Raw genomic sequence first — 26,861 nt, forward strand, 5'->3', positions numbered from 1 at the left:
ACGCAGACGCAGGTCAGGGCAGGGGGGCGGCCTTCGCCGGGTCCGTCAGCGGGGCCATGAGGTCACCGAGGTCCTGGAGCCGGGCGGCGATGTCCCCGGCCCGGAACTCCAGCTGTTCCGGGCTGCGGCAGCCGGCGACCTCCTCCCAGGTCACCGGCGTGGACACCAGCGGGGCCCGGCGGGCGCGCACGGTGTACGGGGTGGCCGTGGTCTTGCGGGCCGCGTTCTGACTCCAGTCGACGAACACCTTCCCGGGCCGCAGGCTCTTGTTCATCCGGTGCACCACCAGCCCGGGCATCGCCCGCTCCGCCTCCACGGCCAGCGCCTTCGCGTACTCGGACGTCCGCTCGGAGGAACTCCCGCGCACCGCCGCCAGCAGGTGCAGCCCCTTCGACCCGGCCGTCTTCGGGTACGCCTCGATCCCGTCGGCGGCGAGCCGCTCACGCAGCCACAGGGCGACCTCGCAGCAGTGCACGATGTGCGCGGGCGCACCCGGATCGAGGTCGAAGACCAGCCGGTCGGCCTCGTCGGGCGTCTGCACCAGCCACTGGTGGGTGTGGAACTCGGCGACCAGGTTCGCCGCCCAGACCAGGCTGGGCAGGTCCTGCACCACCACCATCCGGGCCGGACTGTCCGCCGACGAGCGCGGCACCTTCGCGGTCGTGACCCACTCGGGCGTACCCGGCGGCACGTTCTTGGCGAAGAACAGCTGTCCGTCGGGGCCGTCCGGATAACGCAGGAAGGACACCGCGCGGTCGCGCAGATGCGGCAGCAGGGCCCCGGCGGTGGTCGCGTAGTAGTGCAGCAGCTCCGCTTTGGTGAAGCCGGTCTCCGGATACAGCACCTTCTCCAGGTTGCTGAGCGCGACCCGGCGCCCCTCCACCTCTGTGATAGGCGTCATAAGATGACAATCCCAGACGAACCGGAGAAAACGGGAAAGGCAGGGTGCGGCACGTGCGATCGATCTGGAACGGCGCCATCTCCTTCGGTCTCGTCACCATCCCGGTCAAACTGGTGAACGCCACGGAGAACCACGCCGTCTCCTTCCGCCAGATCCACATCGAGGACAGCGGCCGCATCCGCTACCGCAAGGTGTGCGAACTGGAGGACCGCGAGGTCGGCCAGGACGAGATCGGCAAGGCGTACGAGGACGCCGACGGCTCGATCATCCCGATCACCGACGAGGACCTCTCCCACCTGCCCATCCCGACCGCCCGCACCATCGAGATCGTGGCCTTCGTGCCGGCCGACCGGATCGACCCCCTCCAGATGAGCTCGGCGTACTACCTCGCGGCCGGCGGGACGCCCGCCGCCAAGCCGTACACCCTCCTGCGCGAGGCCCTCAAGCGCAGCGACAAGGTCGCCATCGCCAAGTACGCGCTGCGCGGCAGGGAACGCCTCGGCATGCTGCGGGTCGTGGAGGACGCCATCACCCTGCACGGCCTGCTGTGGCCCGACGAGGTACGGGCTCCCGAGGGCATCGCCCCCGACACCGACGTGACCATCCGCGACAAGGAACTCGACCTCGCGGACGCCCTCATGGACACCCTCGGCGAGGTCGACCTGGAGGACCTGCACGACGAGTACCGCGAGGCCCTGGAGGAGGTCATCGCGGCCAAGGCCGCCGGCGAGACCCCACCCGAATCCCCGGCCCCCGCCGCCGGCGGCAAGGTACTGGACCTCATGGCCGCCCTGGAGAACAGCGTCCGAGCGGCCCGCGAGTCCCGCGGGACCCCCACCGGCGAGGCGGAGGTCAGACCGCTGCGAGGACGGGCGGCGCCCAAGAAGACGCCGACCACCGAAAAGACGCCCACAACCCGCAAGCCCACCCCGAGGGCGGCCGAGGACACCAAGAAGAAGCCAACACCCACGAAGACCACGGCGAAGAAGACACAGGCGACACCGAAGAACACGACGACCGGTACGACGAAGAGCACGGCGAAGAAACCCACCGAGAAGAAGACACCGTCCCGGAAACGACCCGCCTGAGCGACGGTCAGGCGGGACACCCGGCCGGGGCGAACAGCCACGTCCACGCACGCCATGCCCGCGCCGCAAGGGTCTTCGGGCGGCCACTTCGGCCGGCACCCACCTGCACATACGCGAAGACCCCGTCATCAGCGTTCCCGCTGACGACGGGGTCTTTGGGCACCTCATGCTGGGTGCCCCGGCAGGGTTCGAACCTGCGCACACGGCCCGGAGGGCGCTTGGGAACTGGGTAACGCTGCAGGTCACGGCCCTGCACGTGGTAGATCAGGCGGGGCCAGTCCACGGATAGTCCATGGCTGGCTGCGCACCCCTTTCGATCCCGGCTTGAGCAATGCTGGGCAAAGCCATCTCAGCCTGGCACGGATGTACACCATGATTCGCTCGCGACCGCTGTTGTCCGCTGCTAAGGTCCGCGCGTACGGCCTCGGTTTCGGGGTGGCCGGGTCCCCGGACGCCTTCTCAGTCGGCGGGGATGTGCTCCTCCGGGGCGGCGGCGCGGACTGGGTCGCCCGAGGACTCTTGGGGACGAACTCTTGGAAGAGTTTGAGCTCGCATGTGCGCGTTTGGCCATGTCTGACGCTTATTTGGCGAAGCTGGCCCAGAACTCGGTTCAAAGGTCGGAAGCGCTCCGTGCCGATGTACGCCGGAGCCTCCGCCAGATGGAAAGCTGGCCCGGAGACCTGTAGCGACACCCGTGCCGGTCACGCAAGCGCAGGTCACCGGCTTGCGGAAGCTACTGACATGGAACGCGTGCTGTCGTATCGTTGCCGACATCAGTGCGCTCACCACGGGCGTCCCTCTCTGCACGCCCCACGCTGCAGTCACCTGGCCAACCCGCCGCCACCGCGCGGCGCAACAGTCGGGCCGGGAACAGGCCGCGGCGAGGGCACATCCCCCCACGCCACGCAAGATCTAGATGCGGACAGTGCTGTGGGCAGAGGCAGGTAGATGAAGCGAGCGTACGACCGGTGGCACGAAGTCCTCTCTGACGAGTTCTTCGGTGCTGACCATGCCCTGCAGAGCACCGTGCTGTATGTCGACGACGAGGTTGAACGGGAACTCGCCCAGCGGTTCGGCATCGAGGAGTCGCTCAGCAGCGCCGTCGCGGACGAGCTCTACTGGTCGGGGTCGGACAAGACCCTGCTCTGGCGCGTGATGAGCCAGTGCCGGGTATGGGCGGCGAAAGGGAGCACCGGCGCGCCGCCGAGCCTTCCGGTCCTGGCGGCGTCGGTCCTCGCGGCCACCCGGATGGCGACCTCGGACGGTATGCGCCGAACGAATTTCCGCGGACGTTGGTACCAGATGTTCGGCGTCCCGCAGGAGGGACCCGAAGCGAACCGCCTCGACAAGGCCCTGGACGACGTAGCGGCCATGTGGGAGGAACTGGACTCCTGGCTCGAAGATACCGGCGGCCTGTACGGGACGAGCACAGTGAGCACGGACGAGTTCTACTGGCGCGTGGGATACCCGGTCTCACAGGCGCTCGTCCGCAGGTCGGACCGCCAAGCGCTCACACGCTTCTTCGCCACGACCCGGCTGCGGCCCCACAACTCGACCGAGGTGCCAGGCCGAGAGCTCCTGCGGCGGCTCAACGCGTGGAGTGCGGGGCGTGGCCGGGGCCTGTCTCCCCGGCTTATGGAGGAGCTGAAGTTCGCATCTGCGCCCAGTAGCGGCGAGGGCGGCGATCCACTCATCGTCGCCCTTCTGGAGCGGCTGGCCGCCGCCTGGGACGGAACCCTTCACGAGCCGGAGCGTCAGCAGCGGCGCCGGGCGCTGGGCTTGCGTATCGCGGTGACGGACAAGGGCCGCCGTCTGGAGTGGCTTGCGGACGCTGCCGAAGGTGTAGAGGAGACGACTGTCCGGATTCACGACGGCCGGTCCTTCACCCTCCGCACCGACTACGGGGGGGTCTACTCAGGGCTTGAGACCTTGGTGCCTTCAGAGCCCCAGCTCCGCCTCGGTGTCCATCTCGACGGCGACGACCTCGTCATCGAATGGGTGCCTCAGGAGGTCGTACTGCTCCGCATGCACGCGGATCTCGGCGAGTGGGTGAGCACAGAGTATTTCGAACCCGGTGAGCCGCACTGGATACTGGCGTCCTCGTCGTCGGCGGCCCAGGTGCGCGCCATGCTCAGCGGGCTCCGGTCCAAGACGGTGCGGGAGGTTGCCGCCCCTGTCCCCGGGTGGCGGCTCTTCAAGGGCGTGCGAGCTGCCGATACCTCCGCGTTCAAGCAGGCGCTGGACTCCAGCGCTGAGCACAGCCACGTCCTGCACCCCCAGATCAGGCAGCACACGAAGCTGATCGGCGGACTCCGCATCGCCCGCGAGTACCGCACCGGATCCGGCGTCGCGGGCCATTACCTCAGGGGCGGGGAACCCGACCTCTTCCTGCCGGCCTCCGACACTCCCGACCGTACCGTCGAGGTATCCCTCGACGGCCAGACAGAGAACCTGCGCGCTGACCCCCGGGTGCCCTTCCCCCTCAACTGCCTCGCCTTCGAGGAAGGTCAGCACGAGGTAGGCACATCTTCGAGCCGCCAGATCTTCACCGTCTACGACGGGTTCCACGAAGGACTTCCTGAGGGCACCGGTTCGCTCGGTTACCGGTGCACAGGCACTTCCGCACACCGCGTCAGCGAGTGCGATGACGAGGACAGCGGAGCCTTCATCCGGGGCGCGGATGCCACGTCTGCTCCCGCCCCGGCCCGAACAGTCGTCGTCAAGCTCGAGGTTGTGGAGTCCTACTTCCTCGACCAGTACGGAACGGTGACGCCGGTACGAAGGCAAGAAGCACCGTCGTGGGTCAGCAAGCGCATCCCCCAGGCGTCCGAAACCCCCGCGATGGAAGCAGAGATCCCTAATGGCGCTGTGTGGTTCGTCTACCGCACTCTACAGCGATGGTGGGTGCGGCCAGCTGATCCCGGTGCTCCGGCTCCTGCCCCGGTACCGAGCTGGGAGGACTACCGCTGGGCATACGTCGTACTCAGCGCCGCCGATGCGTGCCGAGCGGCAGGCTGGGCCGAGTACGTGGCTGCTGCCGCAGAAATCAGCAACACGCGCGATCGGGGTGGGAAATGAGCACGGAAATCGGCGCGGGAGACCTGTTGCTGCGCTGGTTCAGCGAAGAGGGGGCGGGGAGTCTCACCGAAGCAAAGCAGAGTCTGTGGTGGCTCGGCGCCAAGGAGTCCGACGAGATCGAGTCCGGCGCACCAGGCCGTTGGCTCCGCGATGCCGTGTCTCTGGCATACCTCGACGTCGACTGGAGCGGGCGCCGCTGGTCCGCTGCGCCACCGGTGCTCACCCCGCTGCCTAAGGCACAGGGCCTTGCCGCCATCACGGGCAGCCGCACGGCCTCCTTCGACCGGCGACTCGACGAGCTGCAGGACGAGGGGCTCGTCCAGCTGTACCGGGCCTCGTCGGACCGGCCGCCTCGGGACATCCAACTTCCCTCTTCATACTTCGTCCGATTCGGGGACGAGAGCGAACTCCGCGATCTGGCGGAGGACCTCAGAGCTGTCTTCGCTCCCACTTTTGCCTACCGGGGTGCGGCCCTGCTGCCGGGCTCGGGCCTGGCGGAGCGCACCTCGGCGCCGGAGTACGGAGCACCGCTGGAGCGCTACGACTTGGAGCAGCGGCGGTACATGCCGACCGTCCGTCCGCAGGGTGACGGCCTGTACCGGCTAAAGCGCAGGGACAGCAAGCGGGTCTGCCAGGTTCTCCGCGACGGGGCCTGGTTCGAGACCACGCACGAGTACGGCATCTACACGGTGCTATCCGAGCAGAACAGCGCCGCCGACGTACTGCGGTGGCGCCCCGAGGCCGACTGCGGTCGCGACGACATGGGGACGCTCTTCGTGGACTGGGGCTATCCGCTGCCGGACCTGCAGCGGAGGGTTGCTGCCATGTGCTCCGGCCTCGCACCCCGCATTCAGGAGTCAGCCCAGAATCTTGCGTACGACAACGTCCCGGGGGACGTGGCCTTGAAGATCGCCGCATCGCTCGGGCAGACGCTCGGAGACCTTCATGCATGACAACGCGACGACAGAACCCGCGGCAGATCACGGACTGGACATAGTCGGCTCCTTTGATCACCTTAAGAATGCGCTCTTCCGCTACTACGACACCCCTTTCGGGCTGGCAGACGATGGACTGGAGGAGGAACGGCGCCGGTTGTTCGACCGTGATGGGGGCGCCTGGCGCCGCCCGCTGATCGAGGTCCGGCCGCAGTACGTCTCTGCCGGAGTGAGCATCGCCGCGTCGGTCCGCGAGGCCGCCGCCCACCCCCAGCTCGCCGAACTCGTCGAGCTGGGCCTCCTCAAGGGTGTTCGCTCCCTCCACGAGCACCAGCACCAGGCGCTCGCCGCCGCGGTCAGGGACCGGCGCGACGTTGTCATCACTGCCGGTACCGGATCAGGTAAGACGGAGGCGTTCCTGCTCCCCATCCTTGCCGACCTGGTGCGGGAGTCCGAGTCGTGGAGTGCGACGTCAGCCCCGGCCAACCGCTGGTGGACCTCGCCCGACGGTGCTTTCCAGCCGCAGAGGGCTGGCGAGCGCGGCCGCCACGCTGCCGTTCGCGCACTCGTGCTGTACCCGATGAACGCGCTCGTCGACGACCAGATGATGCGTCTGCGCAAGGCTCTGGACAGCGACGGCGTGCGCGCGTGGTTTGAGGCCAAGCGCCCTGGACACCGCTTCTACTTCGGCCGCTACACAGGCGCGACACCTGTCCCGGGGGACATCGGTTCTGCTGCCGGCGTCAGGAACCTCCGCAAGGAGTTTGCCGCCACCGAGGCTCGCTCCCGCCAGGCCCAGAGCGGCGACGGCGACGGCAAGTACTTCATCCCCCGGCTCGACGGTGCGGAGATGCGCTCCCGCTGGGACATGATCCAGGCACCCCCGGACATCATGATCACCAACTACAGCATGCTGAACGTCATGCTGATGCGGTCCCGGGAAGCGTCCGTCTTCGAGAAGACGCGCCAGTGGCTGCACCAGGTCCCCGACGCCCGTTTCACACTGGTGGTCGACGAGCTCCACACGTATCGCGGCACAGCCGGTACGGAGATCGCGTATCTGCTGAGGAACCTCCGCCACCGCCTGGGCCTAACCGACCGTCCTGACAAGTTCCGGGTCATCGCAGCGTCTGCCTCCCTCGAAGCACCCCGGGACCTCGACTTCCTCCAGGAGTTCTTCGGGATCGAACGCGACCGGTTCGAAGTGCTCGGCGGCCGTCTGGACCTGCCTGCGACCACGGACTCCGACGTGTCGGATCATGCTGCCGAGTTCGCGCGTCTCGGCTCTGAGCCCGGAGCGGCCGAGGCTGACGACCTCTTGGCCCGTACCGGTGCCGGCGACGCCCTCACCAACGCACTTCGGGACGGCGACCGGCTGACCGCCGACTTCGACGACGCAGTCGCCGCCAGGATGTTCCCGGCGGTGGCGAAGGAGCAGCAAGCAGACGCTCTGGCAGGCGTTTTGGCCGCGCTCCGCCGCAGCGGGCTGCCCAAGCTGCCGACTCTGCGGGGCCACCTCTTTTTCAGAAACATCCCTGGAGTCTGGGCATGCTCGGATCCTGAGTGCCCGCAGATCCCCGGACGAGAACCCGCTGACGGAGAGCCCGCCCACGGAGAGGACAGCGCCCGGACCGTCGGAAAGCTGTTCTCGCGGCCGACCTCGCGATGCGACTGCGGAGCCCGGGTCCTCGAACTGCTCTACTGCCAGAACTGCGGCGATGTGCTGCTGGGCGGGTACGCCCCGGAATCCGCCTTCAAGCAGCGCAGGGGGAAGGGATTCAAAGCCGGTCTCCTTGCCGATCTGCCTGACCTCGACTCGCTACCCGACGGGGGCTCCCTCGGCCCCAGCGCGGCTAACTACGTCGTCTACTGGCCGAGGAAGAAGCACCCTGCCGCGGACAAGCTGGACTGGGAGACGAGTTCCGACAAGGGGGCGATGAGCGCCGGATTCGAGTTCAAGCGGAGTGCGTACGACCCCCGCACCGGCATGCTGCGCAACCACAGGAACCACACCGGTTGGTCCTTCCACACCAGCGTTCCAGAGCCGAAACGCGGACGCCCCCGCCTCCGGCTCGAAGACCTTCCGGCCGCTCCTTCCCAGTGCCCTGGCTGCGGCGACAACTGGGAGGTCCGGCGTATCGGGCACGACAACCTCAGCTTGAGCGACCCCCGTCGCCTCCGGACTCCAGTCCGGTCGATGCGCACCGGTTTCGAGAAGGTCAACCAGGTACTTACCACCGCCGTCCTCGCCCAACTGCCCACGCGTCAGGCCGTCGTCTTCTCCGACAGCCGCCAGGACGCCGCGAAGCTCGCAGCCGGCCTCGGCTTGCGCCATTACCAGGACCTCTTGCGTCTGCTTCTTGCGGAGGAAGTCGCGAACCAAGGAGATCCCACAACCGACCTGGCAGTGATCCAGGGCTTCTACCAGAGTGCCTCGCGGACCCAGGAGGACCTAGCGGCAGCTCAGGCCGCCCGAAAGCGGATCCGGCCCAGGGACCCCGCCGCATACGACCAATGGGAGAAGCTCCAGAAGCCGCCCTCTGCCGAGAGTCTCGACGACCTCGCCGATGATCCAGAACCTGACACGGAGGAGGAGCTCTACGCGCATCTGAGCAGGGTTCCGAGTCTGGACAGCCACGCCGCCACCGTTGCCGAGAAGCTAGTCCACCTCGGAGTGAACCCGGGAGGGCCGAACGCCTCGCTGCAGACGGCTCGCTATGAGAAGGGCACTGAGACACGGCGGTGGTCGTCGCTGTACCGATGGCCCGATGATCCCGAAGGGAAGGTCCGCGACGAGTCCGGCACGGTTCTCAGCGCGCGGCAGCGTGATCTCCGCGACGAGATACGGGAGTCCCTCAGCCGGGAGCTCCTCATGGGACTGTTCGGCAGTGCGGGCAGGGACTTCGAATCACTCGGTCTCGGCTGGCTCTCGCTGGCGTCAGACAGGTCGGTCCTCACCAGCGACCGGGCTTCGGAGATCGCACTCGTACGGGGAAGCCTGCGTGTCCTCGGCCACCTGCGCCGATTCGCAGGCCTCCGTACTGCCGCGGACACTCCGCCTCGTCGCCTCCGCGACTACTGGCAGAGGATTGCAGCGGTCACAGGCCAAGACGAGGAGGATGTCCAGCATCGAGCCGAGCGAGCCTGGGGCAAGGCCGTGATCGGGTATGTGATCCAGCCGGAGGAGGTGTCTCTCCGACATGGTGAAGGCCTCGCGTGGGAGTGCGGCGTATGCCACCGTCGGCACCTGCACCCTGGGACCGGCATCTGTACGAAGTGCGGAGGACCGCTGCCTCCCGAGGCGGAGGACTTCGACCCGCCGGAGGACGACTACTACGCGTGGATGGCGAAGAACGGAATCGGGAAGTTCCGCCTGAACACCGCGGAGCTCACCGGCCAGACCGACCGGATCGAGGCCCAAGGGCGCCAAGCCCGCTTCCAGAGCGTGTTCCTCAACGATGCGGAACACCCGCGGCCCGACACCCTCGACGTGCTCTCGGTGACCACGACGATGGAAGCCGGCGTGGACATCGGACCGCTCTCCGTCGTGCTGATGGCCAACATGCCGCCCACCCGCTTCAACTACCAGCAGCGGGTCGGTCGGGCAGGCCGCCGCGGGGCGCCCGTAGCCCTTGCGCTCACGGTGTGCCGCGGGCGCAGTCACGACGAGCACTACTTCCAGGACCCCAAGCGCATCGTTGACGCTCCGACCCCGCCTCCGTACCTCTCTACGGATATGAAGGACATCTACCAGCGGGTCCTCGCCTCTGAGGTGCTCCGCCGGGCGTTCGAATTCGCACAGGCGAACTCCGCGGGCGACGCTGAGCTCGACCCGACGCGCAACGTCCACGGCCAGTTCGGACTCGTCCGCGACTGGCATGCTGTCCGACCCGCAGTCGAAGCGTGGATCGCATCCGAGGCCGCTCAGATCAGTGCGGTGGCCGAGGCGCTCGTGAGCCACACGAAAAGCACCGGGGCTCCTGACGCGGCACTTCGATGGGCGACGGAGCGCCTTGTTGCCGAAGTCACCGCTGTCGCTGAATCATCCCGCGGGCACCACGATCTCAGCCAGCGCCTGGCCGAGTCCGGCCTCCTCCCGATGTTCGGCTTCCCGACGTCGGTCCGCTACCTCTACACGAGGCGGCCGCGGGAGTCCTACCCGTGGCCCCCGCCAGGTGTCGTCGACCGCTCGCTCGACGTCGCGATTTCGCAGTTCGCCCCCGGCGCGGAGACCGTGAAGGACGGAAAGGTCCATACATCGGTCGGTGTGGTCGGATACGTGCCTGGAGGCGGGACCCCGAAGGCTGTGAGTGATCCCCTCGGCGAAGCGCAGCACATCGGTATGTGCCGTGCGTGCGGGCACCTCGACGAGGACGCGAAGGCTGTTTCCGAGCCGGGCGGAGACGAAGAGCGGACTGCGGAGTGTCCTGCCTGCGGAGCATCCGACGGCTCGTACCGGGAGATCAGCCTCCATCAGCCGGCCGGCTTCATGACCGGAGGGAAGGCGCGCGACTTCGACGGCAACTTCGCCTGGAGGGCCAGATCACTCTCCCCGCGTACGGCAGCGGACCTGGAGTCCGGTGCTCCCCGGCGGATTACCCAAGCCGGGATGGTGGTGCATGCCGGAAAGGGCCGCCGCTACGCGGTCAACGACAACGGCGGTCGGCTCTTCCACTTCTCCCCGGCCAAGGCGACCTCCGACTGGTCCGGTGCTTTGGTAGAGGCAGAAGCTGCCGTCTACGCGCCCTGGCTGGCCGGAACCGTTGAAGACGCCAGCAGCACCCCTGGCACAGCGATCGGCGCGGTCCAGCACACCGATCTCTTCCTCCTCGGCCCGGCCTCGGGCGAGAGTCTGGAACACGGCCTCCGCCTCAACCTCGCCTCAGTCGCCCAGGCGACCGGATTCCCGGATGACCGCTCCGGACGCCGTGCCGGCTGGTACTCCCTGGCCGCACTCCTCCGTGTGGCAGCCGGCGATATCCTCCAGGTCCAGCCGAACGAAATCGCCTCCGGTATCCACGGTGCCGGATCCGCCGGCTCCCGGGCGCGGACGTTCGCCTTCCTCTCCGACACCCTCGATAACGGCGCGGGCTACTGCACCCACCTGGCCGAGCCCGAGGTCTTCAACGACCTCGTGGCCGCCGCCAACCGCATGGTCGAGAAGTTCCGTGACGGCAGCCACGGCCGCGACTGCCGGGGCTCCTGCTACGAGTGCCTGCGCGACTACACCAACATGGCCTACCACTCGCTCCTGGACTGGCGGCTCGCCGACGACCTCCTTGCCATCCTCTCCGGGGAGGCCACAGGTACCCGCATCGAGCCGCGCCAGCCCAGTCGGCTGCTGCAGAACTGGGCGGCTGACTTCCTGGAAGGCGGTGCCGAGTTCGTACCGGACCTCGGTGGGGCAGGCCCGGCCGTCCTGTTTGAGCAGCGTATGTGGGTAGCCGCCAAGAGTCCCTTCGAGGCAGCTGACGACCAAGTTGAATCCCCCCGGATCTCTGCGGTCAGGCGAGCCGCGGCCGCAGACTGCCGAGGCATCCCCGAGGTCGTCTTCGCCGACGACTTCCTCCTCGATAAGGCGCCCGCGAGGATTGTCTCCATGGTGACCGAATTCGAGGGCATCGACGAATAGTGGTACAGGATTAGAACTACGACTGTCTTCAACCCCTCCCTCAAATCCTGATCACTAACCATCCACAACGCTGAACCGAATGATCGTCAGGTGGGGTGAACTTCCATTCTGCGTGGGAGAAGACGACAAAGAACCCCCAGGTCACAGACCTGGGTGTTTCGTGTGGAGCGGGTGACGAGAATCGAACTCGCGCTCTCAGCTTGGGAAGCTGAGATCATTTGAGGTCGGTTCGGACGCTGCCGAGAATTCGGACGGTGCAGATATTAGCGTGGAGTGGGATCCCGCCATGCCCTCTCCTGTTGACCTAGATTCTCGATTTGACCTGCAAGGTTCGGATCTACTTCCACTAAATAAAGCGGCTATGAAACTAGCGTCAGATGACTCCTCCCGAGTTACGACGATGATCGGACGAGTGCACCTACTCGCCAAGAAGCAGGCTGGAAGTCCTGGTGTCTTTAGTATCGAGGCGCCCGCATCGGGGCCAGCAAAAAAGGTCCGCGTCCGACTCTCGGATGAAGAGGAATATCATGAGGCGGTCAGGGCGCATGAGGAAGACTTGGCGTTGCAGGTAAGCGGCCGACTGGAAAAGGAAGGGAATCTCAGCTGGCTATATGACGCGACCGTGCTGCGAACGCTTGGTCCCATCTCTGACTACGCGCGCCCTTCTCGTTCTCCGGTGATGCGCGGGCAGATTTCCCTGTTCGCAGATGAGGCGCAGGAGTCCCCCTCCGAACATTGAGATTGCTGTGGGCGGCAGCCCACCGCCTTCCCCAGCTCCCATCCCGTACGCCGTCGACCCAAACACCGTGGAGCGGGCGTGGTCCATGGCGTCCAGGTGGAGCGCGCCACTGTACGAACGACCTGGACGCCATGGGCCGCGTCTGCTCGGCTCTGCCTGGGTCGACGGCGGACGGGATGGGAGCACCCCGCGCACGCCACTACGCGCCCGCGGCCGACGACGGCGCCCCCGCCATCCCGGTGCCGGCCGATCCCCCGCCGGAGGCATCGCTCTGACCGGGGCCGCTCCTGTGTGGCACTCGACTCGTGGTCTTTGGCTCGCTGCTATGTGCGCGGCGCGGGCGCCGGCCGGGCTGGAGCGGGGCGGAGACAGGAGCGCAAGCCCGGCCGGGGGCCGGGCCGCGCGCGGTGAGCGGAGCGAGCCGCCTTGAACCCGTAGAGAAAGTTGTTACTCAGGCAGTCGTCGTGATGCGCCACAGGGGTGCGTCGTACTGCTCCGGGCGCCTGTTGATGAGCAGCCAGCGCAGTTCGCTGCGCTGAGAGCCGTTGAGGTGCAGAGCCTCGGTGATGCGGCGGAACGTCGTGTGAGTGACTCCGCGGCTGCGGGCCTCCGTCTCGAACTGTTCCAGCTGCGGCAATACGGCTTCGGCGTCCAGTCTCACCGGTGACTGGTCCTTCAGCCACGCGGCCTTGTTGCGCTCATAGTCGATCTCGGAGAACCCGCAGACCTGGCGGCTATGCGCCTCGACCTCGTCCAGGGCAGCGGTCGTCATGATGGCCCGGGCCAGACTGTTGCGGCTCACCGCTTCGTCCAGGTCAACCTCGTGCACCCGTGGGCCCTCGTCGGTGAGAGCTACGGGAAGCCCCGCGTCTCGTACCTCGCAGGTGCCCCGGACGCCTCGGGCCGTTGCGGCGAGCATCGCGGTTGCCTCGGAGGGGTGCCACTCCAGGACTGCGCTGATCCGCTGCACGTCGTCCGCGGTGAGGGTGTGGAGGACAGAACCGAGCATCGGACGTAGGTCGCCCGGGGAGAGTTCGCCGTCCAGGCCGGGGCCGGCGACCAGGAGGCGGACCGACGCGTTCACCTGGCAGGCAGCGGCCAGGGTGAGGGCATCGGCGAGAGGGCTCTTCAGCGTCGGCTCGTCGCCCCGGGCGAGGATGTCACCGCCCACGTCCAGGAGGTCGATGGACTCCGGCCCGAAGTGACTGACCAGTTCTTCCAGCTGACGCGTTACGCCTTCGGCACCTTGGTATGGGTCGAGCAGTGCGAAGGTATGCGGGAGTTCCGCGGCAAGCCTCGGCAGTGTGAAACCGGCTGGTGCGATCGGACGGGCCTCGGCCGGCACTGCCGAGACGGCCGGGGTGATCTGCCGGAGGCCGGTGAAGTCGCGGGCTCCTCGTGGGCCCGGTACCGGGTCGATGAGCAGGCGGTCCCACGCCTAGGTGAGGATCACCGCCTGGTCCTCGTCGCCGTACAGGGCGGCGTGAAGCATTGCGGCGGCGACTGCGTCGCCACCTCCTCCGTGGCCACGTTGGCCCCGAGCGACGCGGTCAGTGCGACGACGAACCAGCACCAGGCCGCCGCTCTCGTTCCGCCGGAAGTTCCGGACAATGTTCGGAACGTCCTGCACTGGGTAGCGAAGGCTTCCCGGCCGCTCGCGGACCTCGCTGAACCGGCAACGGCCCGCGCGGTGCTCGACGGGCTGAAGCTCAAGCTCGACGGCACCGCGGCAGCTGCCGAGACCGTGCGGCGGAAGCGGCGGACCCTCGTCAACGCTGCGAACTACGCGGTCGACTTGGGGGAGCTGCGGGAGAATCCGATTACGGCGGTTCGCTGGCAGAAGCCCAAGGTCTCGAACCAGGTCGATCCGCGCGTTGTGGCCAACCCGGAGCAGGCACGCAATCTCCTGGCGGCAGTGTCCTACGTGGGCGGATACCGGCGGGCTCGCGGCCGGCGTCTCGTCGGGCTGTTCGCGGCGATGTACTTCGGTGGCCTCCGGCCCGCTGAGGCGGTTGGCCTGGTCGAGACTGACCTTGTCCTCCCTGAGCAGGGCTGGGGATCGGCGCTGCTCCACCGCACCCGTCCTTCGGTCGGCAAGCAATGGACGGACTCGGGGGAGACCCACGACGACCGCGGGCTCAAGAATCGACCGGCTGAGGGCGTCCGGCGTGTGCCCATCCCGCCCCAGCTCGTCGCCGTGCTGCGTGAGCACCTGGCCACGTTCGGCACAGCGGAGGACGGGCGGCTCTTCTTCAGTGAGAGGGGTTCGGTCGTCCCGTCCTCGACCTACTACCGCGTGTGGCAAGAGGCTCGGCTTCTGGCGCTTCCGCCGGCTGTCGCGGCCTCGCCGCTTGCGAGCAGGCCGTACGACCTTCGGCACTCGGCGCTGTCGACGTGGCTCAATGCGGGAGTGGATCCCACCGAGGTTGCCGAACGCGCCGGCAACAGCGTTGAGGTCCTGCTGACCCGCTACGCGAAGTGCCTCGACGGACGGCAGGACGTCGCCAACCGGCGCATCGAGGACCTGCTCCGCGAGTACGAGTGAGACAACCTGCACCCACACTGAGGCCTCAGGCATGCCGCCTGAGGCCTCCCTCTTTTTGGCCCTACCTGCGCCGATGCCTCGTTCGGAAGCGGCGAGCTGAGTCAAGCGGCACACCATGCGGTCTTGTGGCCTCGTCTCGCTTGCTGCTGGCATATCTGCAACGGCAACGCGGGAGCACAGGGGGCCTTATGGAACTGCACGTCACCCGCTGGAAGCGGTACGGGCATGATCGTCTGTACGCCAACCTGCCTGATGGCACCGCGGTCGGTTGGGCGGACGTCACGACGGGGGACATCACGGTTTTGCGGGCCGAGTGTCGTGACGACGTGATCGCCGTGCTCACGAAGCACTTACAGAACCTCACCGAGCCTGTCCCGCCAGACAGGGCGCCGGAGGTTCAGGCGCGTCCGATGCTGCCGCCTCTGACGCCGGCCGACGACCTGGCCGTCAACCCTCCCGGGAAGTCCATACGTGATCTGCTCGATGAATCCGGCCCGGGACTGATGGAGCGAGTCGTCTCACGGCTTCTGCGGCGGCCCTCGGAATGGGACCCCTGGCGAAAGGGGTTGGCGGGGGAGCGGCGAGTGGGAGCCGAGTTAAACCGCTTGGGGCGCCACGGCTGGCGCGTCCTGCACTCCGTCCCCTTGGCCAACAAAGTAGATATCGATCACTTACTGATCGGGCCTGGTGGAGTGTTCAGCATCAATACGAAGCACCACCACAAGCGGGCCGTATGGGTCGGGGACGATTCCGTAAAAGTCGATCACGGGAAACCGGCGCCCTACGCACGCAAGAGCCGGGCAGAGGCGAAGCGGGTCGCCCGAGTGCTTGAGCGTTATTGCGACTTCCCGGTAGTGGTGGAGCCGGTGCTCGTCTTCGTAGGTGTGACCGAGCTGAAGGTGGTCGCTACGCAGCTCGATGTCAGGGTGTACCAGGAGCGCCAGGTGTCGGCCCTCGGTCCGCTCTTAGGCGTTCTCACGGCCGACCAGGTGGAACGGGTGTACAGCGTTGCTCGCCATCGTCAGGCTTGGAGCCACGCCTGACTTGGTGGACAGCGACTAGCGGGCGATGTCTTAGTGCTGAGGGGTGAGCAACGAATGAAGAGCGCGAAGCTGATGGCGCTGACTGGTTTGGCGGGTGCGGCTGTGGTCTCGGGACTGGCTGTACTGATGAAAAACGATGTGGTGAAGAGCCCGATCTTCAGGGATGCAGCGGAGAAGCTGCAGAACGAGACAAGGAAGCGGCAGGAAGAGGAGGCGCGGCGTCGGCGTGCCATCAAGCGGAAGGACGACTACTTCAGGAAGCAGCGCGAGGAGGCGGCACGCCAAGCCCGTAGCAACAACCACGATTAGGTGTCGGTAGTCCTCGTGGGAGCCCGCTGGTAGCCCTGGTGGCGTGGTGATGTCTATCAGGGCGGCGGCACCTGGCGCCGGTGCCGGCCTCGCCCATTCTTGGACCTCACCTGCGGCGATGCTCCAAGATCCCGTCCACGCCTCGTCCACAGACCCCGGCATACGCCCGCTCCGGGCGGCACACGCCTGCACATACGCGAAGACCCCGGCCTCAGCGTTTCCGCTGGTGACGGGGTCTTTGGGCACCTCATGCTGGGTGCCCCCGGCAGGATTCGAACCTGCGCACACGGCTCCGGAGGCCGTTGCTCTATCCCCTGAGCTACGGGGGCGTGTCTTGCGTTGAGCTTCTCGCTCGCGGCGACGGGTAGAACACTAGCAGGTCCGCGGGGGTGATCAGGAACCCGATTCCGGGGTGCGGGGTGGGCGCGTCCCCGGTAGGGGGTGGAAGTGGGGAAAACCCGGACGCGGTGGCCGGAGCCGACCTACTCTCGACGTGTGCCAGGCGCTTCGGGGCGGGTGCTTGTTGTGGACGACAACAAGGTCATCCGGCAGCTGATCAGGGTCAATCTCGAGCTGGAAGGGCTCGAGGTCGTGACCGCGGCCGATGGTGCCGAGTGTCTGGACGTGGTGCATCAGGTGCAGCCCGACGTCGTGACGCTCGACGTCGTCATGCCCCGGCTGGACGGGCTGCGCACCGCCGCCCGGCTCCGTGCCGATCCCCGTACGAGTCATCTGCCCCTCGCCATCATCAGCGCGTGTACGCAGTACGACGTCGAGGCAGGTCTCGACGTCGGCGTGGACGCCTTCCTCGCCAAGCCCTTCGAGCCCGCCGAGCTGGTGCGGCTCGTCATGGACCTCATCGAGCGCCGCACCGGACACGGAGGGCACGGGGGAGAGGCCCACGGGGATGGGGGAGGCGGGGGCGAAGGAGGCGGCGGCGGTGACGGGGGAAGGGGAAGTAGTGGAGGAGGCCGGGGGCCGGGCGGTGGTGATGCCGGGGCCGGTGAAGGTGGGGCTTCCGGTTCGCACCGTGTCTCCGGTAGCGGCGGATGTCCCGGCCGTGATGACTCCCCGGGTGGTGAGGGACTCTCCGACGGTGTGCCGGGCGGGATGGCCCGCGGAGGGTAGGGCGGCGCGCACCGCGGAGAGTGAGGCGCACGCACCGCGGGGGCAGGGCCCGGTGGATAACCGCCTCGCCTACCCACCCCCCTCCTCCCCTACGCTTGTCCCGTGACCCCCGTCGAGCTCTCCCGTACCGTGCTGCGCGCGGTGCGTCGCGCTGTCGATGACGGAGCGCTGAGTGTGACCGTGCCCGAGCGGGCCGTGGTGGGTGAGCCGGGGCCCGGTGGTTGCGGGGACTACGCCACCACCATCGCGCTCCAGCTCGCCCGGCCGGCCGGGCAGCCCCCGCGGCGGGTCGCCGAGATCCTGCGGCCCCGCCTCGCCGGCGCCGCCGGCATCCGGGACGTCGTCGTCACCGGGCCCGGGTTCCTCAACATCACCCTCGCCGCCCAGGCCGACTCCGTCAGCGGGCTGGTGCGCGAGATCCGGGACAAGGGCGAGCGGTACGGGCAAGGTGACGCCCTCGCCGGCCAGCTCGTCGCGCTGCGCGTGCCGTACGAGGTGCGGGCCGAGGTCGTCGCCGACGTGGTCGTACGGCTCGTGGGGGCGCAGGGCGGCCGGGCCACCGTCGAGCACGGCGAGCCCGCCAACCTGCGGCCCGTGCCCGCACCGGAGGATCCCGCCCCGCTCGGTCCCGACGCGGCCCGGTGGGCCCTGCTCCACCCGGCCCCGCACGACCGGCCCCGGATCAGCGCCGACCACCTGGTGCAGCGGGAGAGCAATCCCCTCTTCCGTGTCCGATACGCCCACGCCCGTATCCGGTCCCTCAGCCGTAACGCCGCCCGCCTGGGCTTCACCGCCGAAGCCGGACCCGTAGGACCCGCACCCGTCGGACCCGGACCCGCCGAATCGGGACCCGTCGAACCCGCACCCGTCGCGGCCCCCCACCTCGGCCACTACGTCACGACCGCCGCCGGCCCCCGCCCCGGCGACCCTGCCCCGGATGCCGCCGCCCCCCGCCCCGGCAACCCCGCCCCCACCCAGCCGGACGCCCTCCCGCGCCCGGCCCCCCACCCCCACCCCCACCCCGAAGCCGGCACCACCCTCCGCCCGCTGCTGACCCCCCTCGCCGACCACCCCCGTATCCTCGCCGCGGCCGCCACCCACCGTGCCCCGGACCGGGTCGCCCGGCATCTCGTGACCGTCGCCGATGCCGTGCTGCCCTTTCTGCCCTGCGTGCTTCCCCGTGGGGACGAGAAACCCTCGGCCGCCCACCGTGCCCGGCTGGCCCTCGCCGAAGCTGCCGGGACGGTGCTGGCCGGCGGCCTGTCCCTGCTCGGCATCGACGCACCCGAACATCTCTGAGGCGCCGAGAGCAGATGCGTCCCGGAGAGAGACAGAGAGTCTGAGAGCCACGTCATGAGCCGTTCCGCCCATCCCGCCGGGCCCCGCCACGCCGACGTCCTGCCCGAGGGGCACTACTCCGCGCCGCCCGCCGACCTGAACACCCTCGATCCCAAGGTGTGGGCCCGGACCGTCGGCCGTAACGACGACGGTGTCCTCACCGTCGGCGGGATCACCGCCACCCGGCTCGCCGAGGAGTTCGGCACGCCCGCCTACATCCTCGACGAGGCCGACTTCCGGGTCCGCGCCCGTGCCTGGCGCAGCGCGTTCGGTCCGGACGCCGACGTGTTCTACGCCGGGAAGGCCTTCCTGTCCCGGGCCGTCGTGCGGTGGCTGCACGAGGAGGGGCTCAATCTCGACGTCTGCTCGGGCGGGGAACTGGCCACCGCCCTGAGCGCCGGCATGCCCGCCGAGCGGATCGCCCTGCACGGCAACAACAAGTCCGTCGCGGAGATCACCCGGGCGGTCGAGGCTGGTGTCGGGCGCATCGTCCTGGACTCCTTCCAGGAGATCGTGCGGGTCGCGCACATCGCGCAGTCGCTCGGCAGGCGCCAGCCGGTCCAGATCCGGATCACCGTGGGCGTGGAGGCGCACACCCACGAGTTCATCGCCACCGCCCACGAGGACCAGAAGTTCGGCATTCCGCTGGCCGGGGGGCAGGCCGCGGAGGCCGTACGGCGGGCGCTGCACCTCGACGGGCTGGAGCTGATCGGGATCCACTCCCACATCGGGTCGCAGATCTTCGACATGTCCGGTTTCGAGGTCGCCGCCCACCGCGTGGTCGGGCTGCTGCGGGACGTCCGGGACGAGCACGGGGTCGAGCTGCCCGAGATCGACCTGGGCGGCGGGCTCGGTATCGCCTACACCAGCGACGACGATCCCCGTGAGCCGCACGAGATCGCCAAGGCGCTCAACGAGATCGTCACGCGCGAGTGCGAGGCGGCCGGGCTGCGCACCCCGCGGATCTCCGTCGAGCCGGGGCGGGCCATCGTCGGGCCGACGGCCTTCACGCTCTACGAGGTCGGCACCGTGAAGCCGTTGGAGGGGCTGCGGACGTACGTCTCCGTCGACGGCGGCATGTCCGACAACATCCGGACCGCGCTGTACGACGCCGAGTACAGCGTCGCGCTGGTGTCGCGGGTCTCCGACGCGGAGCCCGTGCTCGCCCGCGTCGTCGGCAAGCACTGCGAGAGCGGGGACATCGTGGTCAAGGACGCGTTCCTGCCCGCCGACGTGGCGCCGGGCGACCTGATCGCCGTACCGGCGACGGGCGCGTACTGCCGGTCCATGGCCAGCAACTACAACCACGTGCTCCGGCCGCCCGTCGTCGCCGTACGGGACGGCGAGGCCCGGGTGATCGTCCGGCGCGAGACGGAGGAGGACCTCCTGCGTCTGGACGTGGGGTGACCGGTTCCCACGGGAAATCGCGGGGGTGTGACCGGGGGTGGAAGATCTCCGGCTCCGCGCCTCCGTACAAATGAAATACATGTCTCACGATCCGGACGAAGGGTAGAAACTGTCGTCCGGTGAGTGAGACTGGTCCAACCGTAGACGGTATGAGGAAACGAGGTCGGATGATGCGTACGCGTCCGCTGAAGGTGGCGCTGCTGGGCTGTGGAGTGGTCGGCTCAGAGGTGGCGCGCATCATGACGACGCACGCCGACGACCTCGCCGCGCGGATCGGCGCCCCGGTGGAACTCGCAGGCGTCGCGGTCCGGCGGCCCTCCAGGGTCCGGGAGGGCATCGATCCGGCCCTCGTCACCACCGACGCCACCGCCCTCGTCAAACGCGGCGACATCGACGTGGTCGTCGAGGTCATCGGCGGGATCGAGCCCGCGCGGACCCTCATCACCACCGCCTTCGAACACGGCGCCTCCGTCGTCTCGGCCAATAAGGCGCTGCTCGCCCAGGACGGGGCCGCGCTGCACGCCGCCGCCGGGCAGCACGGCAAGGACCTCTACTACGAGGCCGCCGTCGCCGGCGCCATCCCGCTGATCCGGCCGCTGCGCGAGTCCCTCGCCGGCGACAAGGTCAACCGCGTGCTCGGCATCGTCAACGGCACCACCAACTTCATCCTCGACAAGATGGACTCCACGGGGGCGGGCTACCAGGAGGCCCTGGACGAGGCCACCGCCCTCGGGTACGCGGAGGCCGACCCGACCGCCGACGTCGAAGGCTTCGACGCCGCCGCCAAGGCCGCGATCCTCGCCGGCATCGCCTTCCACACGCGCGTGCGCCTCGACGACGTCTACCGCGAGGGCATGACCGAGGTCACCGCCGCCGACTTCCGCTCGGCCGGCGAGATGGGCTGCACCATCAAGCTGCTCGCCATCTGCGAGCGCGCCAAGGACGGGGCGTCGGTCACCGCGCGCGTGCACCCGGCGATGATCCCGCTCAGCCACCCGCTCGCCTCGGTGCGCGGCGCGTACAACGCCGTCTTCGTGGAGTCGGACGCGGCCGGGCAACTGATGTTCTACGGCCCCGGCGCCGGCGGTGCCCCGACCGCCTCCGCCGTCCTCGGCGACCTGGTCGCCGTCTGCCGCAACCGGCTCAACGGCACCACCGGGCCCGGCGAGTCGGCGTACGCCGACCTGACCGTCTCCTCGATGGGCGAGGTCGTCACCCGGTACCACATCAGCCTCGACGTGGCCGACAAACCGGGCGTGCTCGCCCAGGTCGCCACCGTCTTCGCCGAACACGGCGTCTCCATCGACACCGTTCGGCAGCAGGGCAAGGACGGCGAGGCCTCCCTCGTCGTCGTCACCCACCGGGCCTCCGACGCCTCCCTCACCGGGACCGTCGAGGCACTGCGCAAGCTCGACACCGTGCGGGGTGTCGCCAGCATCATGCGGGTTGAAGGAGAGTAACCAGCAATGACCCACCAGTGGCGCGGAATCATCGAGGAGTACCGGGACAGGCTTCCGGTCTCCGACAGCACGCCGGTCGTGACGCTCCGCGAGGGCGGCACGCCCCTCGTGCCCGCGCAGGTGCTCTCCGAGCGCACGGGCTGCGAGGTCCACCTGAAGGTGGAGGGAGCCAACCCCACCGGGTCCTTCAAGGACCGCGGCATGACCATGGCCATCAGCAAGGCCAAGGAGGAGGGGGCCAAGGCGGTCATCTGCGCCTCCACGGGCAACACCTCCGCCTCCGCCGCCGCGTACGCCGTACGCGCCGGCATGGTGTCCGCGGTCCTCGTGCCGCAGGGCAAGATCGCGCTCGGCAAGATGGGCCAGGCCCTCGTGCACGGCGCGAAGATCCTCCAGGTGGACGGCAACTTCGACGACTGCCTCACCCTCGCCCGCGCCCTGAGCGAGAACTACCCCGTGGCGCTGGTGAATTCGGTCAACCCGGTGCGCATCGAGGGCCAGAAGACAGCTGCCTTCGAGATCGTCGACATGCTCGGCGACGCGCCGGACATCCACGTCCTGCCGGTCGGCAACGCGGGCAACATCACCGCCTACTGGAAGGGCTACCGGGAGTACGCCGCCGACGGCATCGCCACCGCGACTCCCCGCATGTGGGGCTTCCAGGCCTCCGGCAGCGCCCCGATCGTGCGCGGCGAGGTCGTCAAGGACCCGTCGACCATCGCCACCGCCATCCGCATCGGCAACCCCGCCTCCTGGCAGTACGCCCTGGCCGCGCGGGACGAGTCCGGCGGTGTCATCGACGAGGTGACGGACCGTGAAATCCTGCGCGCCTACCGGCTGTTGGCCGCGCAGGAGGGTGTCTTCGTGGAGCCCGCCTCCGCCGCTTCCGTGGCCGGTCTGCTCAAGGCCGCCGAACAGGGCAAGGTCGACCCGGGGCAGCGCATCGTGTGCACCGTCACCGGCAACGGCCTGAAGGACCCCGACTGGGCCGTCGCCGGCGCCCCGCAGCCGGTCACCGTCCCGGTCGACGCGGCCACCGCGGCCGAGCGCCTCGGCCTCGCCTGACAGCCTCGTCCGACGGTCACGGCCGCGTCCGACGGTCACGGCCGCGTCCCACGGTCACGGCCTGGTCCGACGGTCACGGTCACGGCCTCGTCCGACGCTCACGGCCCGGGGCGCGCCGCCTGCGCGCCGCGCCCCGGCCACGGCATCCCGGCCATGGCATCCCGGCCACGGCACCTGGTCGGTCCGGGCGCCCGGGGCCGGGTGTTCCGGCCCTGTGTCCCGGGCCGGGCGTCCCTGGTCCGGGGCCGTCCCCGACAGGGGCACAGGCGGCTTCCGACACGCATCGTGCGCCTCCTGTGCGCCCTATGTCGCCACGGAACCTTCCTTCGATAGGCTGTATCCAACCCGCCCACCGCATATGCCCCAGCGTGTGGCACGGCGCCGTCTCCGCGGCCCGACGGGTCTTCGTACGTCAGTCATCGGCAGTCCACCGGACGACCCTCGAATCATCGAGCGTCATCCGCCAGTCACGCAGCTCAAGGAGAGTCAACGAGCGATGGCCGGTCCAGCGTTCCGCGCCGCCGCCGTCCGGGTGCGCGTTCCCGCCACCAGCGCCAACCTCGGCCCCGGCTTCGACGCCCTGGGTCTCGCGCTGGGGCTCTACGACGACGTGGTCGTCCGGGTGGCCGACACCGGGCTGCACATCGACATCGCGGGCGAGGGCGGCGAGACCCTCCCGCGGGACGAGAGCCACCTCCTCGTCCGCTCCCTGCGCACGGCCTTCGACCTGCTGGGCGGCCAGCCCCGGGGCCTGGAGATCGTCTGCGCCAACCGCATCCCGCACGGCCGGGGCCTCGGCTCCTCCTCCGCCGCCATCTGCGCCGGTATCGTCGCCGCCCGCGCGGTGACCATAGGCGGCGAGTCCCGCCTGGACGACGCCGCGCTGCTGGAGCTGGCCACCGAGATCGAGGGCCACCCCGACAACGTGGCCGCGTGTCTGCTCGGCGGCTTCACCCTGTCCTGGATGGAGGCCGGCGCCGCCCGGGCCATCAGGATGGAGCCCCACCATTCCATCGTTCCGGTGGTTTTCGTGCCCGGGAAGCCGGTCCTCACCGAGACCGCGCGCGGCCTGCTCCCGCGCTCCGTGCCGCACGTCGACGCCGCCGCCAACGCGGGCCGCGCCGCCCTGCTCGTCGAGGCGCTGACCAGGCGCCCCGAGCTGCTGCTGCCCGCCACCGAGGACCGTCTGCACCAGGAGTACCGCGCCCCGGCCATGCCGGACAGCGCGGCGCTGGTGGAGCGGTTGCGCGCCGACGGCGTCCCGGCCGTCATCTCCGGCGCCGGACCCACCGTCATGGCCCTCGCCGACGCCGGCACCGCCGACAAGGTGGAAGCCCTGGCCGGCGCCGAGTGGGCCGCCAACCGGCTGGACCTCGACGTACGGGGAGCGAGCGTGCTGCCGCTTGCGTCCTGACACGCGGTTGCCGGATTTGGAGAGGGGGAATGTTTGTGGGATCCGGTAGTGTTAATCTCAAGTCTGCACCCGACCTCACCATGGCGAGGTGCCTCGTGTCCCCGTCGGGGACAGACATTCTTCCGGGAGCCTCCCGCGCCACTCCGTGTTCCTTGCGCCGTACCTGGGCAGTACGTCGTAGGCGAGCGCTGAGCGGGCCGCCGGTGGGGGTACCCCCTCTAGGGGACCTCCGGAACCGGTGCTACCGCGCCACGTGACACACGGTGCCACGGCTCGCGGAAGCGCCATCACCGCACATTTTCTTCCGCCGCTTTGGCGGACCACCGCCCCGGCACGGTTCACAGAAGACAGGACCGTAGCCGGACAGCACAACCGGTCGCCGAGCCAGACAGGCCGACGTCCGCTCCAGGGAAGGACCCTTCGTGAGCGACACCACCGATCTGATGGGCGCACGTGTCGAGGAGACCGCTGCCGCGCCCTCCACGGACGCCTCCGCGCCTGCCGCCGGTGCCGGCTCCCGGCGGCGCCGCGGTACCGGCCTCGAGGGCATGGTGCTGGCCGAGCTTCAGCAGGTCGCCTCGGGCCTCGGTATCAGGGGCACCGCGCGGATGCGCAAGAGCCAGCTGATCGAGGTCATCAAGGAGGCGCAGGCATCCGGGGGCGCCGCCCCCAAGGCCGAGACCGCCACCGAGACCAAGCCGAAGCGCCGGGCCACCTCCAAGGCCCGCACCGGCGACTCCGCCGAGGACGCGGAGAACAAGGCCGGGACCCGGTCCGAGGCGCCCGCCGACAAGGCCGTGGCCCAGCAGCAGATCGAGATCCCCGGCCAGCCCGCCGGGGGCCCCTCCCGCGCGAGCGCGGCCGAGCGTGGGGGAGAGGCCGAGCGCGGGGCGGACGACGCCCCGGTCGAGCGCCGTCGCCGCCGTGCCACCGCCGATGCGGGCAGCCCGGCCGGAAGCGGTGCCGACACCGTCGCCGCCGAGGCCAAGAGCGAGCCCAAGGCCGAGACGCCCGCGCAGCAGTCGCAGCAGCAGGGCGACGCGAAGGGCGACGCCGGTGACGGCGAGGGCCGTGGCCGCCGCGACCGCCGTGAGCGCGGCCGGGACCGCGACCGCCGTGGCAAGGGCGACGAGCAGCAGCAGGGTCAGGGCGGCGGCGGCCGTCAGGACCGGCAGGACCGTCAGCAGCAGGGCCAGCAGCAGGGCGGCGGCCGGCAGGACCGCGACCGCCAGCAGCAGCAGGACGACGACGACTTCGAGGGCGGCCGCCGTGGCCGTCGGGGCCGCTACCGCGACCGCCGTGGCCGTCGTGGCCGCGACGAGATCGCCGAGCCGCAGGTCACCGACGACGACGTCCTGATCCCCGTCGCGGGCATCCTGGACATCCTGGACAACTACGCGTTCATCCGGACCTCCGGCTACCTGCCCGGCCCGAACGACGTGTACGTCTCCCTCGCCCAGGTCCGCAAGAACGGTCTGCGCAAGGGTGACCACCTCACCGGCGCGGTCCGCCAGCCCAAGGAGGGTGAGCGCCGCGAGAAGTTCAACGCGCTGGTCCGCCTCGACTCCGTCAACGGCATGGCGCCCGAACACGGCCGCGGCCGCCCGGAGTTCAACAAGCTGACGCCGCTCTACCCGCAGGACCGCCTCCGCCTGGAGACCGACCCGGGCGTGCTGACGACCCGGATCATCGACCTCGTCGCGCCGATCGGCAAGGGCCAGCGCGGTCTGATCGTGGCCCCGCCGAAGACCGGCAAGACCATGATCATGCAGGCGATCGCCAACGCGATCACGCACAACAACCCCGAGTGCCACCTGATGGTCGTCCTCGTCGACGAGCGTCCGGAAGAGGTCACCGACATGCAGCGGTCGGTGAAGGGCGAGGTCATCTCCTCGACCTTCGACCGCCCGGCCGAGGACCACACCACGGTCGCCGAGCTGGCCATCGAGCGCGCCAAGCGCCTGGTGGAGCTGGGTCACGACGTCGTCGTGCTGCTCGACTCGATCACGCGTCTGGGCCGTGCCTACAACCTGGCGGCCCCGGCCTCCGGCCGCATCCTGTCCGGTGGTGTCGACTCGACCGCGCTGTACCCGCCGAAGCGGTTCTTCGGCGCGGCGCGGAACATCGAGGACGGTGGCTCGCTCACCATCCTCGCCACCGCGCTGGTGGACACCGGGTCCCGCATGGACGAGGTGATCTTCGAGGAGTTCAAGGGCACCGGCAACGCGGAGCTCAAGCTCGACCGCAAGCTCGCCGACAAGCGCATCTTCCCGGCGGTGGACGTCGACGCGTCCGGTACCCGTAAGGAAGAGATCCTGCTCGGCAACGAGGAGCTGGCCGTCACCTGGAAGCTGCGCCGGGTGCTGCACGCGCTCGACCAGCAGCAGGCCATCGAGCTGCTGCTGGACAAGATGAAGCAGACCAAGTCGAACGGCGAGTTCCTGATGCAGATCCAGAAGACGACGCCGACGCCGGGAAACGGTGACTGAACGTCTCCGCGTCCCTGAACCGCACGAGCCCGCCCCCCGTCCCCTTGTGGACGGGGGGCGGGCTCGTTGCGCCGGGGGAGGGGAGGGCGTGCGACCCGAGATCTTTGCCACAGGAATCCGGGCGGGCACAGAAGTCCGGACGTACGGCCTCCGACGCCGAACCGCAGGTGAACGCGGTCGGCCGGAAACAGGCGACTACCCGCCGTGACCTTTTCCGCACGCGGCGGGCACTCTGCGTCGTGCAACCCTTTTCCCGGTTTCTCCGTCTGACCCGGCGGAGCGACGATGGA

The 26,861-nt window shown here is 69.2% G+C and carries 15 protein-coding genes, 1 tRNA gene and 2 pseudogenes; 15 read left to right on the forward strand and 3 right to left on the reverse strand.

Annotation, left to right across the window (positions count from 1 at the left end; translation table 11 throughout):
- Positions 1-13: 13 nt before the first annotated feature.
- Positions 14-901 carry a non-homologous end-joining DNA ligase gene (ligD, locus tag AB0F03_RS26770; RefSeq protein ID WP_361996338.1) on the reverse strand — a complete coding sequence of 296 codons (888 nt, stop codon included), beginning with the start codon at positions 899-901 and terminating at the stop codon, positions 14-16.
- Between the two features lie 53 nt (positions 902-954).
- On the opposite strand from ligD, the gene AB0F03_RS26775 reads away from it, so the two are divergent.
- From AB0F03_RS26775 to AB0F03_RS26795, 5 genes are all read left to right on the forward strand, one after another.
- Positions 955-1,989: a Ku protein gene (locus tag AB0F03_RS26775; protein WP_361996340.1), complete on the forward strand. Its 1,035-nt coding sequence runs from the start codon at positions 955-957 to the stop codon at positions 1,987-1,989.
- A 948-nt stretch (positions 1,990-2,937) separates the two neighbouring features.
- Entirely contained in the window at positions 2,938-5,067 is a 2,130-nt protein-coding gene (locus tag AB0F03_RS26780; RefSeq protein WP_361996342.1) for a hypothetical protein, read from the forward strand.
- The gene (locus AB0F03_RS26785) at positions 5,064-6,020 is read left to right on the forward strand and encodes a hypothetical protein (protein WP_361996344.1); all 957 of its coding nucleotides are present in this window, start codon (positions 5,064-5,066) and stop codon (positions 6,018-6,020) included. Before AB0F03_RS26780 ends, AB0F03_RS26785 begins: the two co-directional genes overlap by 4 nt.
- On the forward strand, positions 6,013-11,634 hold the full coding sequence (locus AB0F03_RS26790; protein ID WP_361996346.1) for a DEAD/DEAH box helicase: 5,622 nt from the start codon (positions 6,013-6,015) through the stop codon (positions 11,632-11,634). Before AB0F03_RS26785 ends, AB0F03_RS26790 begins: the two co-directional genes overlap by 8 nt.
- 412 nt (positions 11,635-12,046) lie before the next feature.
- Positions 12,047-12,373, forward strand: a complete 327-nt coding sequence (locus AB0F03_RS26795; protein WP_361996348.1) for a hypothetical protein — start codon at positions 12,047-12,049, stop codon at positions 12,371-12,373.
- Positions 12,374-12,824: 451 nt separating this feature from the next.
- Here the strand turns inward: AB0F03_RS26795 and AB0F03_RS26800 are convergent, their stop codons facing one another.
- The gene (locus tag AB0F03_RS26800; protein ID WP_361996488.1) at positions 12,825-13,799 is read right to left on the reverse strand and encodes a DUF1152 domain-containing protein; all 975 of its coding nucleotides are present in this window, start codon (positions 13,797-13,799) and stop codon (positions 12,825-12,827) included.
- A gap of 171 nt (positions 13,800-13,970) precedes the next feature.
- Here AB0F03_RS26800 and AB0F03_RS26805 point away from each other — a divergent pair.
- The 3 genes and pseudogenes from AB0F03_RS26805 to AB0F03_RS26815 form a co-directional block, all read left to right on the forward strand.
- Positions 13,971-14,918, forward strand: a pseudogene (locus AB0F03_RS26805) (site-specific integrase); the annotation flags it as partial.
- 188 nt (positions 14,919-15,106) lie between these two features.
- The gene (locus AB0F03_RS26810; RefSeq protein WP_361996350.1) at positions 15,107-15,961 is read left to right on the forward strand and encodes a nuclease-related domain-containing protein; all 855 of its coding nucleotides are present in this window, start codon (positions 15,107-15,109) and stop codon (positions 15,959-15,961) included.
- Between the two features lie 54 nt (positions 15,962-16,015).
- Positions 16,016-16,270 carry a hypothetical protein gene (locus AB0F03_RS26815; protein ID WP_361996352.1) on the forward strand — a complete coding sequence of 85 codons (255 nt, stop codon included), beginning with the start codon at positions 16,016-16,018 and terminating at the stop codon, positions 16,268-16,270.
- 257 nt (positions 16,271-16,527) lie between these two features.
- On the opposite strand, the gene AB0F03_RS26820 is transcribed toward AB0F03_RS26815, so the two are convergent.
- Positions 16,528-16,599: transfer RNA gene (locus AB0F03_RS26820), tRNA-Arg, on the reverse strand.
- A gap of 166 nt (positions 16,600-16,765) precedes the next feature.
- Between AB0F03_RS26820 and AB0F03_RS26825 the strand changes: the two are divergent.
- The 7 genes and pseudogenes from AB0F03_RS26825 to rho all read left to right on the forward strand — a co-directional run.
- Positions 16,766-17,137 (forward strand): annotated as a pseudogene (locus AB0F03_RS26825) (response regulator); the annotation flags it as partial.
- A gap of 363 nt (positions 17,138-17,500) precedes the next feature.
- Positions 17,501-18,697 (forward strand): ArgS-related anticodon-binding protein NrtL, encoded by a 1,197-nt coding sequence (nrtL, locus tag AB0F03_RS26830; protein ID WP_361996354.1) that lies wholly within the window; start codon positions 17,501-17,503, stop codon positions 18,695-18,697.
- Positions 18,698-18,751: 54 nt separating this feature from the next.
- On the forward strand, positions 18,752-20,143 hold the full coding sequence (lysA, locus tag AB0F03_RS26835) for a diaminopimelate decarboxylase (RefSeq protein ID WP_361996356.1): 1,392 nt from the start codon (positions 18,752-18,754) through the stop codon (positions 20,141-20,143).
- Between the two features lie 167 nt (positions 20,144-20,310).
- Entirely contained in the window at positions 20,311-21,603 is a 1,293-nt protein-coding gene (locus AB0F03_RS26840; RefSeq protein ID WP_361996358.1) for a homoserine dehydrogenase, read from the forward strand.
- 6 nt (positions 21,604-21,609) lie between these two features.
- On the forward strand, positions 21,610-22,668 hold the full coding sequence (thrC, locus tag AB0F03_RS26845) for a threonine synthase (protein ID WP_361996360.1): 1,059 nt from the start codon (positions 21,610-21,612) through the stop codon (positions 22,666-22,668).
- A gap of 496 nt (positions 22,669-23,164) precedes the next feature.
- Positions 23,165-24,082, forward strand: coding sequence for a homoserine kinase (gene thrB, locus AB0F03_RS26850; protein WP_361996362.1), 918 nt, complete (start codon positions 23,165-23,167; stop codon positions 24,080-24,082).
- A 422-nt stretch (positions 24,083-24,504) separates the two neighbouring features.
- Positions 24,505-26,571 carry a transcription termination factor Rho gene (gene rho, locus AB0F03_RS26855; protein ID WP_361996364.1) on the forward strand — a complete coding sequence of 689 codons (2,067 nt, stop codon included), beginning with the start codon at positions 24,505-24,507 and terminating at the stop codon, positions 26,569-26,571.
- Positions 26,572-26,861 lie beyond the last annotated feature (290 nt).

The organism is Streptomyces sp. NPDC028722, assembly GCF_040637655.1.
Classification (GTDB): Bacteria; Actinomycetota; Actinomycetes; order Streptomycetales; family Streptomycetaceae; genus Streptomyces.

Coding starts and splice junctions, on each gene's coding strand:
- AB0F03_RS26780 (WP_361996342.1), top strand. CDS start 2,938: ATGAAGCGAGCGTACGACCGGTGGCACGAAGTCCTCTCTGACGAGTTC.
- ligD (WP_361996338.1), bottom strand. CDS start 901: ATGACGCCTATCACAGAGGTGGAGGGGCGCCGGGTCGCGCTCAGCAAC.
- lysA (WP_361996356.1), top strand. CDS start 18,752: ATGAGCCGTTCCGCCCATCCCGCCGGGCCCCGCCACGCCGACGTCCTG.
- AB0F03_RS26785 (WP_361996344.1), top strand. CDS start 5,064: ATGAGCACGGAAATCGGCGCGGGAGACCTGTTGCTGCGCTGGTTCAGC.
- thrB (WP_361996362.1), top strand. CDS start 23,165: ATGGCCGGTCCAGCGTTCCGCGCCGCCGCCGTCCGGGTGCGCGTTCCC.
- AB0F03_RS26840 (WP_361996358.1), top strand. CDS start 20,311: ATGATGCGTACGCGTCCGCTGAAGGTGGCGCTGCTGGGCTGTGGAGTG.
- AB0F03_RS26790 (WP_361996346.1), top strand. CDS start 6,013: ATGCATGACAACGCGACGACAGAACCCGCGGCAGATCACGGACTGGAC.
- AB0F03_RS26815 (WP_361996352.1), top strand. CDS start 16,016: ATGAAGAGCGCGAAGCTGATGGCGCTGACTGGTTTGGCGGGTGCGGCT.
- AB0F03_RS26810 (WP_361996350.1), top strand. CDS start 15,107: ATGGAACTGCACGTCACCCGCTGGAAGCGGTACGGGCATGATCGTCTG.
- thrC (WP_361996360.1), top strand. CDS start 21,610: ATGACCCACCAGTGGCGCGGAATCATCGAGGAGTACCGGGACAGGCTT.